The organism is Azospirillum sp. SYSU D00513, assembly GCF_017356015.1.
GTDB lineage: Bacteria > Pseudomonadota > Alphaproteobacteria > Azospirillales > Azospirillaceae > Azospirillum.
This window is the reverse complement of record NZ_JAFIQV010000001.1, coordinates 251198-264473: the sequence shown is the minus strand read 5'-3', so window position 1 is coordinate 264473 and position 13276 is coordinate 251198. Positions and strand designations below refer to the sequence as shown.

Annotated in this window: 12 protein-coding genes; 7 read left to right on the top strand and 5 right to left on the bottom strand. The window is 72.2% G+C overall.

Annotated elements, in window-relative coordinates:
- The first annotated feature begins 240 nt into the window (after nucleotides 1-240).
- The 3 genes from JUB11_RS01210 to JUB11_RS01200 all read left to right on the top strand — a co-directional run bounded on the left by JUB11_RS01210 (nucleotide 241) and on the right by JUB11_RS01200 (nucleotide 1983).
- Nucleotides 241-828, top strand: a complete 588-nt coding sequence (locus JUB11_RS01210) for a hypothetical protein (RefSeq protein WP_207455441.1) — start codon at nucleotides 241-243, stop codon at nucleotides 826-828.
- Entirely contained in the window at nucleotides 828-1040 is a 213-nt protein-coding gene (locus JUB11_RS01205; protein ID WP_207455439.1) for a hypothetical protein, read from the top strand. The genes JUB11_RS01210 and JUB11_RS01205 overlap by 1 nt, the downstream gene beginning before the upstream one ends.
- 175 nt (nucleotides 1041-1215) lie before the next feature.
- Nucleotides 1216-1983 (top strand): cold-shock protein, encoded by a 768-nt coding sequence (locus JUB11_RS01200; protein WP_207455438.1) that lies wholly within the window; start codon nucleotides 1216-1218, stop codon nucleotides 1981-1983.
- Nucleotides 1984-2091: 108 nt separating this feature from the next.
- On the opposite strand, the gene JUB11_RS01195 is transcribed toward JUB11_RS01200, so the two are convergent.
- The gene (locus tag JUB11_RS01195; protein WP_207455437.1) at nucleotides 2092-2262 is read right to left on the bottom strand and encodes a hypothetical protein; all 171 of its coding nucleotides are present in this window, start codon (nucleotides 2260-2262) and stop codon (nucleotides 2092-2094) included.
- Nucleotides 2263-2358: 96 nt separating this feature from the next.
- Here JUB11_RS01195 and JUB11_RS01190 point away from each other — a divergent pair, with 96 nt between their 5' ends.
- From JUB11_RS01190 to JUB11_RS01180, 3 genes are read left to right on the top strand one after another with little or no spacing between them, the layout of a single operon-like run.
- Entirely contained in the window at nucleotides 2359-2952 is a 594-nt protein-coding gene (locus tag JUB11_RS01190; RefSeq protein WP_207455436.1) for an ATP-binding protein, read from the top strand.
- 41 nt (nucleotides 2953-2993) lie between these two features.
- Nucleotides 2994-3569, top strand: a complete 576-nt coding sequence (locus JUB11_RS01185; RefSeq protein ID WP_247886757.1) for a DUF4398 domain-containing protein — start codon at nucleotides 2994-2996, stop codon at nucleotides 3567-3569.
- Nucleotides 3566-4336, top strand: coding sequence for an OmpA family protein (locus JUB11_RS01180; RefSeq protein WP_207455435.1), 771 nt, complete (start codon nucleotides 3566-3568; stop codon nucleotides 4334-4336). Before JUB11_RS01185 ends, JUB11_RS01180 begins: the two co-directional genes overlap by 4 nt.
- A 75-nt stretch (nucleotides 4337-4411) precedes the next feature.
- Here JUB11_RS01180 and JUB11_RS01175 read toward each other — a convergent pair whose 3' ends face one another.
- The 4 genes from JUB11_RS01175 to JUB11_RS01160 form a co-directional block, all read right to left on the bottom strand.
- Complete coding sequence (locus tag JUB11_RS01175; protein WP_207455434.1) at nucleotides 4412-6226, bottom strand: ABC transporter ATP-binding protein; 1815 nt, start codon at nucleotides 6224-6226, stop codon at nucleotides 4412-4414.
- Between the two features lie 372 nt (nucleotides 6227-6598).
- Nucleotides 6599-8341 carry a phospholipase D-like domain-containing protein gene (locus tag JUB11_RS01170; RefSeq protein WP_207455433.1) on the bottom strand — a complete coding sequence of 581 codons (1743 nt, stop codon included), beginning with the start codon at nucleotides 8339-8341 and terminating at the stop codon, nucleotides 6599-6601.
- Between the two features lie 84 nt (nucleotides 8342-8425).
- Nucleotides 8426-9130, bottom strand: coding sequence for a gamma-glutamyl-gamma-aminobutyrate hydrolase family protein (locus JUB11_RS01165; RefSeq protein ID WP_207455432.1), 705 nt, complete (start codon nucleotides 9128-9130; stop codon nucleotides 8426-8428).
- A 4-nt stretch (nucleotides 9131-9134) separates the two neighbouring features.
- Nucleotides 9135-10142, bottom strand: coding sequence for an amidoligase family protein (locus JUB11_RS01160; RefSeq protein WP_207455430.1), 1008 nt, complete (start codon nucleotides 10140-10142; stop codon nucleotides 9135-9137).
- Nucleotides 10143-10462: 320 nt separating this feature from the next.
- Here JUB11_RS01160 and JUB11_RS01155 point away from each other — a divergent pair, with 320 nt between their 5' ends.
- Entirely contained in the window at nucleotides 10463-13180 is a 2718-nt protein-coding gene (locus JUB11_RS01155; RefSeq protein WP_207455429.1) for an ATP-binding protein, read from the top strand.
- The last annotated feature ends 96 nt before the right edge of the window (nucleotides 13181-13276 follow it).

Below are 13276 nucleotides of genomic sequence, written 5' to 3'. Positions count from 1 at the left end.
TGGGGGCGATCGCCGCCTTGTGCGCGCGATCGCTCGGTTCGCTTCGCCGCCTTAAACAGCCGGAAGGCGCGAAAAGGCATCCCCCTTGCGCAGCGTGGCCCCAAAAACGCCGCCGCCGAACCGGGGTCGACCGCCGCCCGGAGGGTGGCCGGCGGGAACCGCCGCCGCCGCCATCCGTTGAAACCAGGACAGGAAATCGCGCCGCCCGCGCGCGGTTCAACCGGGAGGAGGCTTCACGCGATGGCATCGAAGAGTTCTTGGGCCGGCAAGGGCGCTGGCCCGGCACTGGCGGCCGGGCTGGCGGTGCTTCTCGCCGCGGCCCCGGCCTCGGCGCAATCCTGCGCCGAACTGATCGAGCGGTTCGCCGCGAACCACGATCTCTCGGCCAGCCCTCCGCCGACCATGCCGCCCTCGGCGCTGGAAGGCGTGCCCGAGGGCACGGCCGGCTCCTCCGGTCCGGGCGGCCAGCCCTCCGCAGACGGCGGCTCGGGCGCCGTCACCTCCGAAAGCCTCGCCGATTCCGGCGGCGTGATCGCGCCCCCGGCCATGGCCGATGGTGCGGCCGCCGGTCCGGTGATCGAGCCGCCGGCCGCCGGCACCAGCAACATGCCCACGGCACCCGGCATCGGTGCCGACAGCGGCGCGACAGGCGGCGGGGGCGCCACCGGCGACGCCATGGCGAGTGCCGCCCAGACCGCGCAGGTGGATTCCCTCGTCACCGCCGCGCGCGAGGCCGCCCAGCGCGGCGACGAGGCGCAGTGCCTCGGCAACCTCGAACGCGCGCTGAACCTGTCGCGCCGGATGCCCGGTGGGGCGGGAGGCGGCTGATGGCGCCGGATATCACCTGGGAAAGCCCGCGCGGCATGAGCCCCTATCCGCCGGTCCCGCCGGTGGAGACGCCGACGATGCCGCCCGGAATGGACCCCGACATGGACCCGGAGGAGGTGCCGGGCGATCCGGCCCGTCCGCCCATCGAGGAGCCGCCGGCTCCCATCCCCGTCCCGCCGACCGAACGGCCACCCGTGCCGGACCGGCTGTAGGGGCCGGCGGCGCGTAACGCAGGCGCGAGCGAGGCGGTTGCAAAAAGGGATGGGATCCACGAAACCGGGCCGCTTTCATTGAAACATCTCTTGTCTTGGGTCCGGCAACGGGCGATTTCTGGGGCGGGCCCGCCGATGCGGGCGCCGCCTTTTTGTTCTGGAGTCCAGCGTTCCCATGAACCGTGACACGCCCCGTTCCCATGTTTACCGTCAGCCCAACGTCCTCGCCACCCAGGTCCAGGCGCGGGTGAAGTGGTTCGACACCAACCGAGGCTTCGGCTTCGTCCAGCCGGTGGACGGCTCGCCCGACGCCCTCATTCCCGGCTCCATCGTCGGCGCGGCGGGGCATGACAGCCTTCCGGACGGCGCCACCGTCGTCGTGGACATCATCGAGGGCCGCAAGGGCAACCAGGTCGGCACACTGCATTCGGTGGACACCTCCACCGCCGCCCCGCCGCGCCAGCGCGCGGAGCGCGGCTTCGGCGGGCGCGACGACCGGGGCCAGGGCGACCGTGGCGGCGAGCGCAATTACGCCGATCGCGGCGGTGACCGCGGGTTCGGGGACCGTGGCGGTTTCGGCGCGCGTGGCTTCGGGGATCGGGGCAATGACCGTGGCGGCGACCGTGGGTTCGGCGGCCGCGAGGACCGCGGCTATGGGGACCGTGGCAACGACCGTGGGGGTGATCGCGGCGGCTTCGGCGCGGCGCCGCGCCGTGGTGCCGATGCCGGTCCGACCAAGGAGATCGAGGGCACGGTGAAGTGGTTCAACGCCACCAAGGGCTTCGGCTTCATCGCGCCGGACGACGGCGGCCGCGACGTGTTCGTGCATGTCCGCGCCCTGGAGCGCTCCGGCCTGTCCGGCCTGGACGATGGCCAGCGGGTGCGCATGTCCGTCCGCCAGGGCGAGAAGGGAATGGAAGCCGTCTCGGTCTCCGGTCTCTGACGGCGGGACAGCCCTGAGGCCAAGCGAAAGCCCTTCTCCCCGGCGGGGGAGAAGGGCTTTTTTCATGAGCGGTTCCGCCCCGGGGAAAGCCCTTCCAAAAGAAAGACTTCAGTGGGCGGGCGGCAGGTCCCCGCTCTTCGACTCGTCGCTCTTGAGCCGTTCGGCGGCTTCGCGCAGCGACTGCTCGATGCCGTTCTGCGGCACCTGAATCCCGGAATTCGGGCCGGGGGCCGGCGTGTCGTTGCCCTCGGCCTTGTCCGGCGTGTTTCGTTCGTCCATGTCGTCCTCCTTGGCGTGTCCCGTTTGGGCCGTCTCACTGTGGGAAACAGCGCCGCCGGGGCATCGTCCCGCGGCGCCGGCCGGGGAGGTGCCCGGATGCCGACCGTTCATGTGCTGATCGGGCTGCCGGGCAGCGGCAAGACGCGCTGGCGCCGGCGTTTCGTCGCGGAACGCGGCGCCGCCCGCGCGGTGGCGCGCGACGACGTGCTGGAGGAGATGGCGGCGGCAAACGGCGTCGCCTACCACGAGGCGTGGCGCGCCTTCTCCAGGCCCGCCGACAAGGAGTTCCGCCGCCGCTTGGCCGAGGCCGTCGCGTTGGGCGTCCATCTCGTGGTGGACAACACCAACCTGACGGAGAAGGCGCGGCGCCGCATCCTCGGCCGCCTGCCGGAGGGGTGGGAGCGGGTGGGGATCGTCTTCGACACGCCGGACGAGGTTCTGGTGCGGCGCCTGCTGGCCCGCGCCGAGGCCGGGGAGAAGCGCGTGGCGCCATGGCTGGTGGCGCGGATGCGGCAGGACTGGGCGCCGCCGGCGCCGGGGTCCTTCGACCGGCTGCTCTTCGCCGGGCCGGGCGGAGGGTACGGCGAACCGCTGGGTGAGGCGGCCATGATCAAGCCCGGGGACGGTGTCGGCTGGGAACCATTCCGGCAGATGCCCGGTTGGGCAGGCAACCGGCCCTCTGGGCTGTAAACGAATGTCGTAACCCACCAACCAAAGGGAATCGTCCAGCCATGATGCCCCTTCGTCCCCTGGCCCCGGGACCGCGCACGCTCGCCCTCGCGGCGGTGTTCGGTCTCGCCGCCTGTGCCGGCACCCCGGCCCCGACCGCGCAGCTCGGCGCCTCCAGCGAGGCCGTGATGGCCGCCGAACGTGCCGGTGCCCTTCAGTACGCCCCCGTCGAGCTTCAGTCGGCGCGCGACAAGCTGGCCGCCGCGCAGGCCGCCGTGCGCGACGAGGAGAACGAGCGCGCACGGCGCCTCGCCGAGCAGGCCCAGGTCGAGGCCGAACTGGCCACCGTGCGCGCCCAGGCCGCGGTGACCCAGGAAGCCGCCTCCGCCGTGCGCCAGACCGGTCCGGCCAGCACGATGAGCGGTTCCAGCATGGCGCCCTCTTACGGCGGGACGGCGTCCTCCTACGGAAGCACGATGGGCAGCGGCTCGTCCGGCGGTTCGATGAGTGGCTCCATGGGCGGCTCGATGGGCGGCACCTCCGCCTCGCCTTACGCGGCGCCGATGCCTGTCCAGCCGGCCCCCGCCGGCTCCACGAGCTGGAACTCGAACCGTGGCTACCAGGGGGTGCAGCCATGAGGAAGCCGCTGTACCGCGGGGCCGTGGCGCTCGGCCTGCTGTCCGCCGCCCTGGCCGGCTGCGCCGGCCCGACCACCAGCACCGCGCTGACCCAGGCGCGCCAAGCCTACGCTGTCGCGGCGAGCGACCCGCAGGTCGCCGGCAACGCGCCGCTGGAGCTGCGCCGCGCCGAGGAAACCCTGCGCCGCGCCGAGGCGCTCCAGGCTGAGGAGGGCGCCACCGCCGAGGTGGACCATCTTGCGGCGCTGGCCGCCGGCCGGGTGCAGGTCGCCCGCGACACGGCCGAGCTGAAGGGCGCGCAGACCGTCGTCTCCAACGCCGACACCTACCGCCTCCAGGCGCGCAACGTCCAGCTGGAGCAGCAGCTCCGCGAGCTTCAGGCGCAGCGGACCGAGCGCGGCCTCGTCATGACGCTGGGCGACGTGCTCTTCGCCACCGGCCGGGCCGAGCTGTCGCCGGGCGCGCAGCAGCGCATCGACCGCCTCGCCCAGTTCATGCAGCAGAACCCGAACCGCACGATCCGGATCGAGGGCTACACCGACTCCACCGGCTCCTCGGCGACCAACCTCGCCCTGTCGGAGCGCCGCGCCCAGTCCGTGCGCGACGCACTGGTGCTGGCCGGGGTCCAGCCGAACCGCATCGTGACGCAGGGCTTCGGCTCGGCCCAGCCCGTGGCCTCCAACTCGACCGACGCGGGCCGCCAGCAGAACCGCCGCGTGGAGATCGTCATCTCCGAGCCGGGGACGGTGGCGGAAAACCGTTACTGAGCCTGACGGGCGTAAAGGCGAAAAAGGGTGGCGGCGCGCCTCGGCGCTCCGCCACCCTTTTTCATTGTCCGGGGGTCACTCCGCCGCCGTGACGGCGCCCCCATGCAGGCCGTGATGGGCACCGTGGTAGTTGCTCCACATCGCGCGGAACAGGGGCTGGCGGGCCAGAAGCTCGTCCATGCCGCCGCTGTCCACCACACGCCCGCGTTCCATCAGCACCACGAGGTCGAAGTGCCGCAGCAGGTGCAGGCGGTGGATGGCGGAGACCACGCAGGCTTCCCCGAACTCGGCGAGCAGCGCGTCGTAGATGCGCAGTTCCGTCGCCGGATCGACGCTGCTGGTTGGCTCGTCCAGCATGACGAGGCCGGAATCGCGGGAGGCGAGGATGCCGCGCGCCAGCGCCAGCCTCTGGCGCTGCCCGCCCGACAGGTTCACGCCGCCCTCCGCGATGGGGGTGTCGAGCCCGGAGGGCAGCGTCTCCAGCACCGGGCCGAGCTGGGCGAGGCGGCAGGCGCGCACCAGCTCCCCGTCGGGGTAGGCGATGCCCATGGTGATGTTCTGCCGCACGCTGCTGTCGAAGATCTGCGGCTCCTGCGGGACCAGCGTCGCGGCCGAGCCGAGGTCGGCCAGCTCCGGCATGGCGACTCCGTCCACGGCGATCCGCACCCGGTCGGCCGCGTAGAGCCCGGCCAGCACGCGCAGCAGCGTGCTCTTGCCCGACCCGCTCTCGCCGATCAGGGCGACGCGCTGGCCGCGCCGCAGGGTCAGCGAGACGCCGTCCAGCGAGGGGATCTTGCGCCGGTCGCCGCCGGCCGCGGCGTGGTGGAAGGACAGATCCTCGACCCGGATCTCCCGCCAGTCCGCCGGGACGGCGGCCCCGGCCCCGGCGCGGGGTGCGGCATCCAGGATGGCGTCGGCCTCCCCGACGTCGGCCTGGAAGCGGACCAGCTCCTGCCAGTGCGTCGCCATGGAGGTGACGACCGTGCCGATCTGCTGCGAATACTGGTGCACCATGACGGCGGTGCCGAGCGGCACCAGCCCGCCCTCGCGCCAGGCGAGCCAGGCGTAGAGCACCACCAGCCCGCAACGCAGCGCGTTGTTCAGCAGGTCGATGGCGCACCATTTCGCCTCGTTCACCACGATGTGGCAGCGCAGGGGCTCGAACAGATGGTCGAGCCGTTCGCCCAGCACACGCCGGGTCGCCGCTTGGAGGCGCAGGGTCAGCACGGTCGAGACGTTGCCGACGCAGTCCGACAGGACCGAGACGTAGCGGCGGTGCCGGCCGTGCTCCTCGCGCAGGAGCCGGACCATGGTCCGGTCGAAATGCACCAGGAGGAAGGCCACCAGCGTGTAGCCGGCCAGAGCCGCTCCGCCCGTGCCCGCCGAGATGAAGAACAGTGCCGCGATGGGACCGACGAGGTTGATCAGGTTCTGAAGATAGATGAACTGGTTCTGCGAGAAGCCGAACAGCGCGTCCGTCGCCTTGTTGATGCGCTGAACCGTGCCGCCGGAATGGTTGCGGTCATGCCAGGCGAGCGGCAGCGTCATCAGCCGCGCGTAGAGCGCGTCGGCGAAGCGCCCGCGCACGGCCAGTGCGGTGAAGCGCTCCATCACCCGCCCCGGCCCGTGCAGCACCCAGGCCGCGAGTGCCGCCGCCATCATGGCGGCGACGTACCAGCCGGCCGTCGGGAGGTCCTGCGCGGCGCTGTCCTGCAACGCGTTCACCGCCTCTCCGAAGAAGTAGGGGATGGCGAGCCGCAGCGCCTGCGCCACGAACAGCATGGACAGGAACAGCAGCACCAGCGGGCGGCAGCCCGCCGTGTGGGTCCAGAAGGTGCCGTACAGCCGCGTGATCCCGGCGGCGAGGCCGCGGGTGGTGAGGGTTTCCATGAGGATGCCGGTTGCCGTTCAGGTGAGACGGCGCAGGCTAGGCTTTCATGGTTAACCGCAATTTACCAAAAGCCAGGTGAGGCCTGTGTCAATTCGCGGCGTTCCGCTGGCGGGGCGAACGGAGCATTTGTCGCCTCCTTGGAGCTTGCTTGCAGATACCTCACAACCGGGCATTGCCTGAGCAAGCGACCACTTAACCGTCACCCCCGCGAAAGCGCATAAGCGCTAACTTTCACGCCTGACCGACTGAAGCAAGCTTCCCGACCACCCTTCCCCCGTCATCCCCGCGGACGCGGGGATGACGGAAAAGTTCCGTCTCTTCAGGGGCTTACCGCTGTGCGGAACCTATGCAAGCCATAGCCCCTCGGGAGATCACTCCCCGGCGCCCACCCGCGTGCCGGCCCGTGCCCGCACGCGCACGCGCGGCTTGGACTCCCCGTCGCCGGTGTCCACAGCATCCGCCCGCACGGAGCGGCGCGGCTTGCGCGGCGGGACGGGGGCGGCGAGCAGGCGGGCCAGCATGAAGGCGCCCGCGACGATGCCCGTGGTCAGCAGGGCCGCACCCGCCGCGCGGACCAGCGAGGGGTCCGGCTTTCGGTCGAGCTGGACGCGCTTCCAGACCGCCCAGGCCTCCTCCGGCCGGTCGGGGTCGGCGATGCGCAGGGCGGCGAAGGCCTGCTCGGTGAGGCTCGGGTCCGCTTCCGGCAGCGGGGCGAGGCGGCGGCCGCTCGGCTTTGCCAGCCGGTCGAGGGCGGCGACGAGGCTGCCCTCCTCGGCGATGGCCCGCGCCAGCGCCTCCGGCTCCACTCCCATATGCTCGGCCAGCAGCCGGTCGCGGAAGGCGGGGATGGCGGCGCGCGCCCTCTCGTCGCCGGCATCCGCTTCCAGCCCCAGGTCGCACTCCGTGTCGTAGCCCATGGAGCGGTTGTTCAGGTTGGAGGAGCCGATGCGCAGGAACCAGTCGTCCACCACCATGACCTTGGAATGGACGATGACGCTCGCCCCCTCCTCGGTCAGGGGCGTCAGGGTGCGCAGCCGGCCATGATGGTTGCAGTCCTGGAGCTGGCGCAGCACCACCGCGCGCGGCGTGTCCATGGCCATGCGGTCGAACCAGCTCGGGCTTTCCTGGGACAGCACGACGACCACCTCCGGCCCGTCCGGCTCGGCGAGCCGGCGGGCCAGCGCCTCGGCGATGCGGGCCGAGGCGAAATACTGGTTCTCGACGTAGATGACCTTCCGGGCCGCCTCGATGGCCGCGAAGTAGAGCGCCTCGCTCTCGCGCACCGGCTGGTCGAGCGGGTCGGCGGCATCGGGCTTGCCCGGCAGGGTCCGGGCGATGCCGACGCGCACCCCCGCGCCGGGTGCGTGCAGGTCGGGGACCGCCTCCTCCGGCCAGGGATCGGCGCCTGGGGGGGCGGGGGGCAGGATTTCTCCCGTGGCGCGCAGCCAGCGGTCGCGCGCGAGATCGCCGACGGCGCGGGCGGCCGGGCCGTCCACCGCCATCATCACGTCGTGACGCGGCGCGTAGGGGTCGCCGGTCGGCCAGCGGCGGCGCGGATCGTGGTCGCGGTGTTCCGGCGTGTCCCAGCGGTCGCCGGCGAGGTCGATGCCGCCGCAGAAGGCCAGGGCGTCGTCCACCACGACGAGCTTCTGGTGCTGGGCGGCGCCGATCGGCAGCTCGTCGTCGAGCCGCAGGGCGAGGCGCGGGCCGGTCTCCCGGTCCAGCCTCTCGAAGGGGCCGTGCGGATGCTCCAGCATGATGGGGAAGGGCATGTTCCAGCGCAGCGCGTGGATGCGCAAGGCCGGCCTTTCCGCCGTCAGCCGCGCCAGCATCTGGCCCAGCGTCTCGGGATCGTCCGGGGTCAGCCGCATGCGCGGGTCGATGTCCCAGCCGACGATCAGGACGGAGTGGCGCGCGCGATGCAGGGCGCCGCGCACCGCACGGAAGAAGGCGTCCCCGTCCACCAGGAAGGCGATGCGCTGCGCCCGCTCGACCCGCCAGCAGGTGTCGCCCGGCCGCAGCAGCGGCCCCTCGGCGGAGGCGGAGTCCGGGGCGGCCCTTAAGTCGCCCTCCGGCGTTGCTTCTTCCGGCTTCGGCGCGTGCAGTTCGCTCATGGGAGGCGTGTCTCCGTCCGCCGGACGAAAGCGCGGCGGTTCACCTCCGAAGAACCCCATGGGCGCTTGCATGTTCCCCATCCCTTACGCGGCAACCAGGGCGGGATGGCCGGCCGAGGCGTCCACCAGCGTGCGGAACAGCCCCTGCTGGCGCTCGTCGGCCACGAGATACTCGGGGTGCCACTGGACCCCGATCAGGAAGGGGTGGTTCGCCGACTCGATGCCCTGGACGACGCCGGACCGCTCGCGCGCGACGGTGCGCAGCCCGTCGCCGAGCCGGTTCACCGACTGGTGGTGCAGGGCGTTCACCCGGCACTCGCCGATGCCGAGGATGCCGTAGAGGCGGCTGTCCGGCTCGATGCGGATGCGCTTGCGCGGCAGCACCGTGCGCATGCGCTGGGCCTCCTCGTAGACCTCGTGGATGTCCATGTGCAGCGTGCCGCCTCGGTGGACGTTGATCATCTGCGAGCCGCGGCAGATGCCGAGCACCGGCAGGCGGCGTTTCTCCGCGCAGTCCAGCGCGTTCAGCTCCAGCCGGTCGCGCTGCGGGTCGATGCGGATGTGCGGGCGGGCGGCCTCGCCGTAGAGCGAGGCGTCGATGTCGTCGCCGCCGCCGACCACCAACCCGTCCAGCTCGTCGATGGGGTAGGGGCTGTCGGCGGTGATGCGCACGGCGCGGGCGCCGGCGCGCCAGAGCGCCAGCCGGTTGGCCCACCAGGCGACGCGGCTGCCGTGGACCGAGGCCGTGACGCCGACCAGCGGCCGGGCGGAGGTCAGGACCGAGGCCACCGGATCAGCCCGCCCGCCGGAGCTGTGCCAGCTCCCGGCCGGCCTCGTCCGCCCAGCCGTCGAGGCCGCGCCGCGCCGCGAGGTCACGGTAGGCGGCGCCCAGCCGGTCCAGCCGCTCGCGGTCGGCGGCCAGCTCCTCCACCATGACCCAGCGGTTCCAGTCCTCGGCGAGCGACCAGCCGGGATCGCCGAGCCGCGCGTTGGGCAGCCGGTAATGGAAGGTCGGGCGCGGCCTCACATGCGGATCCTTGACCTTGGCGAACAAGATCTCCCGGTCGATGTGCGCGAAAAGCGGGAACAGGTCCAGCTCCCGGTTGCGCGACGGGTTGGCCTCCAGATAGTCGGCGATCAGCGTCCGGCGGTCGGGCCGGTAGGCCGGATCGACCACCTTGGCCGCGTATTCCACCGGGAAGGCGGCGATGAAGCCCGACAGCCGGCGCGTCGGATCGACGCGGATCTCGTTGCGCAGCCAGGGTGCCAGCACCAGGAAGGATTTCAGGTGGTCCAGCAGGTAATCGGCATCGAAGCTCGCCACCTCCGGGTTGAAATGGAGGCCGAAGGCGAAGAGCGGGCTGGCGTCGGTCCCCTCGGCGCCACGCGCGCGCAGGCCGGCGATCAGCGGCTCCAGCTCGGCCAGCTGCCCGATGGGCACGGGCGGGGCGGCGATCTCGAAGGGCATGACCAAGCTGCCGATGCTGCCCAGCAGGGGGCGCAGGCTGTCGCGGAGCTGGTCCAGCCGGCCGGGCAGGACGGATTCGCCGTTCGCGTCCACTTCCTTCTTGTCCGGGTGGGCCGCGCGCATGTCCAGCTCCACCGCGAAGTCGCCGAGGCGGGTCCCGCGCACGGCGCAGCGGTGCGGGTCCTCGACCTCAACCGTGCCCCCATACAGCTCGCGCACCAGCGCCGCCGTTGTCGGCGCGTCCAGGTTCGCGAATTCCAGCTCGACGCCGACGCGGCGCGGCGCGCCGTCGGGGTTGGTGAGGCGGGGGGGCGTGCGGAAGGGCATGGTCATGGTGCCTCATCAACAAGGAGGAGAGCGGCCTGTTCCCGCCGCCTTTCCCTTCGCCGGCTTGAGGCCGGCGGTTTTTGATTGATCGTTCAGTGGAAAGATAAAATTATCCGCAAAGATAAGGTGGAGCTTCATGGCAATTGCCACAGAGTTTATCTTTCGTGGTGAAGGCCACGCTTCGGCCTAACTCTTCCGCGCCGAGCGAGTTGGTCACAGAATTAACCGTGAATTAACCATGGCGGACTTAGTAATCGGGGCGGCGGCGCCGTGGGCTCGCGTGGGTCCCGCCGGTACGTCGCCTCTCACGAGGCTTTTGCACGCCCATGACCCTCCCGGCCCGCCTCTTCCTTCTTGTTCTGATCGCCGTCCTCCCGGCCGTCGGCATCCAGGCCTACGGCGTCTTCCAGATCCGCGCCGAGCGCGAGCGCGCGCTGGAAGCGCAGGCGACTCGCCTGCTCGGCTTCGTGGAGGCGGAGGAGGCGCATCTGGTCGAGGAGGCGCGGCTGACCCTGGCGGGCCTGGCCGAGGCGGCGCCCCTGCGCGACGGTGACGGCGCGGCCTGCCAGGCTTATCTGGAACGGCTCGCCCGCCGCTCCCCCTCGCACCGGACGGTGCTGGCCGCCGGCCGGGACGGCCAGGTGCTGTGCAGCGCCGACCCGGACCTCGCGGGCGGCTCGGTCGCCGGCTACGGCTATGTCCGGCGCGCGCTCGACGAGGGGGACTTCGTCGTCGGGGAATGGACGCCGCCGGGCCGGTCCGCCGCCGAGGACAAGGACGGCCCCGCCTTCCTGCCCTTCGCCACGCCCTTCGCCGGCGCCGACGGCGAAACCGCGGGCGTCGTCGCCATGGCCCTGCCGCTGCCCTCCCTGTCCGGCCGCTTCTCCGCGGGCGAACTGCCCCCCGGCGCCAGCTTGACCGTCGCCGACCGCAAGGGAACCGTGCTGGCCGCCTTTCCGCAGGGCAGGTTCAACCGGGGCGACCGCCTTCCCGAATCCCTGCTCCAGCTTCTCGCCAGCCGCGTCGGCGGGATCGTCCATCTGAAGGACCGGCAGGGGCGGGAGCATGTGGTCGCCTGGTCGCCCCCGACCGAGGGCGTGCGCGACCTGTTCGTGAGCGTGTCCATCGACCGCGCCCTGGCGATGCAGGGCATCGAGCGGGCCGCCCGCATCGAGCTGGCCCTGGCCGTCGCCGGCTTCCTGGTCGCGGTGCTCGCCGCCTGGTTCGGCGGAACGCTGTTCCTGCGCCGGCCGGTCGAGGCGCTGGCGCGGGCCGCCCAAGACTGGACCGCCGGCCGGTCCGCCGCGCGCGCCGACCTGCGCGCCGCCAGCCCCGAACTTGTCCAGCTCGGCCGCGCCTTCGACGCCATGGCCGAGGCGCTGGAGGCTCGCGAGCGCAGCCTGAGCGTCACGACGGAGCGGTTCCAGACGGCGCTGCGCAACTCGCGCGTCGTGGTCTTCAACCAGGACCGCGAGCTGCGCTACAGCTGGATCCACGGCCCGGTGCTGGGCTACACGGTCGCCGAGGTCATCGGCCGGACCGACCGCGAGCTGTTCGAGCGGGCCGAGGACGCCGAGCGCGTCGAGGACATCAAGCGTGGCGTGCTGGAGACCGGTCAGGGCGCGCGGGAGGAGATCGCCCTCCACCATGGCAGCGAGACCCTCTTCTTCGACCTGACGGTCGATCCCCTGCGCGACCCCCGCGGCACCATCGTCGGCGTGACCTGCGCCGCCGTGGACGTGACCGACCGCAAGCGCGCCGAGGCCGAACTGCAAGGGGCGCGCGAGGAGGCCGAACGGGCCGCCAGCGCCAAGTCGAAGTTCCTCGCCGTGGCGAGCCACGACCTTCGCCAGCCGGTCCAGTCGCTCTATCTCTTCGCCGCCGCCCTGGCCGAGCGGATCCAGGGGCATCCCGCCCAGCCCATGCTCGACCGCATGCGCCAGTCGCTCGACGCGCTGAAGGGGCTGCTGGACGGGCTGCTCGACATGTCGCGGCTCGAATCCGGCAAGATGGAGGTCAACCTCGCCGACATCCGGGTGAACCAGGTGCTCGGCCGCCTCGTCGCCGAGTATGAGCCGCGCGCCCGCCAGAAGGGACTGTCCCTGCGGGCGATCCCGACGAGGGCCTGGGTGCGCAGCGACCCGGTGCTGCTGGAGCGCATCCTGCGCAACTTCATCGAAAACGCGCTGCGCTACACCCGGGAGGGCCGCATCCTCATCGGCTGCCGCCACCGGGCCGGCACGGTGCGGGTCGAGGTCTGCGACAGCGGCGTCGGCATCCCGCCGGACCGCATGGACGAGATCTTCGAGGAGTTCACCCAGATCGGCGAGCGCGGCGGGGAGCGCGGCCTGGGGCTGGGCCTCGCCATCGTCAAGCGGCTGTCGCAGCTTCTCGGCCACCGCATCGCCGTGCGCTCGCGGGTCGGCAGCGGCTCGGCCTTCACGCTGGAGCTGCCGCGCGTCGGCTCCGCCCGGCATGCGGCGCCCCGGCCGGCCGGCGGCGCCTCGGTCACCGCGCTGGCGGAGGCGGTGAAGGCGGCCGGCGGACCGCGGGGCATCGCTCCGGCGGCCACGGGTGTCGCCGCCGCCCTGGGCGCGGTGAGGGCGGTGCCGAAACCCGCCCCAGCCCGCGTCGCGCTTCCCGCGCCGACGGCGGAACCGGCCGCCTCCGGCTCCAAGGGGCTGGTGCTGGTGATCGACGACGAGGCGATCATTCTGCTCGGCCTCAAGACCATGCTGGAAGGCTGGGGGTTCGACGTACTCACCGCCCGCTCGGGCGAGCAGGCGCTGGAGCGGCTGCGCGCCGACGGCCGGCGGCCGCAGCTTCTGCTGGCCGACTACCAGCTCCAGCAGGGCCGCACCGGGCCGGAGGCTCTGAACGGTGTCCAGCAGCTGATCGGCAACAACGTCCCCGGCATCATCCTGACCGGCGACACCGCGCCCGAGCGTCTGCGCGAGGCCGAGGACAACGGCTACCGCCTTCTCCTCAAGCCGGTCTCGCCCAACGACCTGCGCAAGGCCATGCGCGTCGCCGGCGCTGCGTGAGGGGCGGTATTCCCCTCTCCCCTCCGGGGACAGGGAGGGGAGAGGGAGAAAACGGCTGTCAAAGCTTGCGCCGTGCGCTTTCCCAGCGCGACGGAT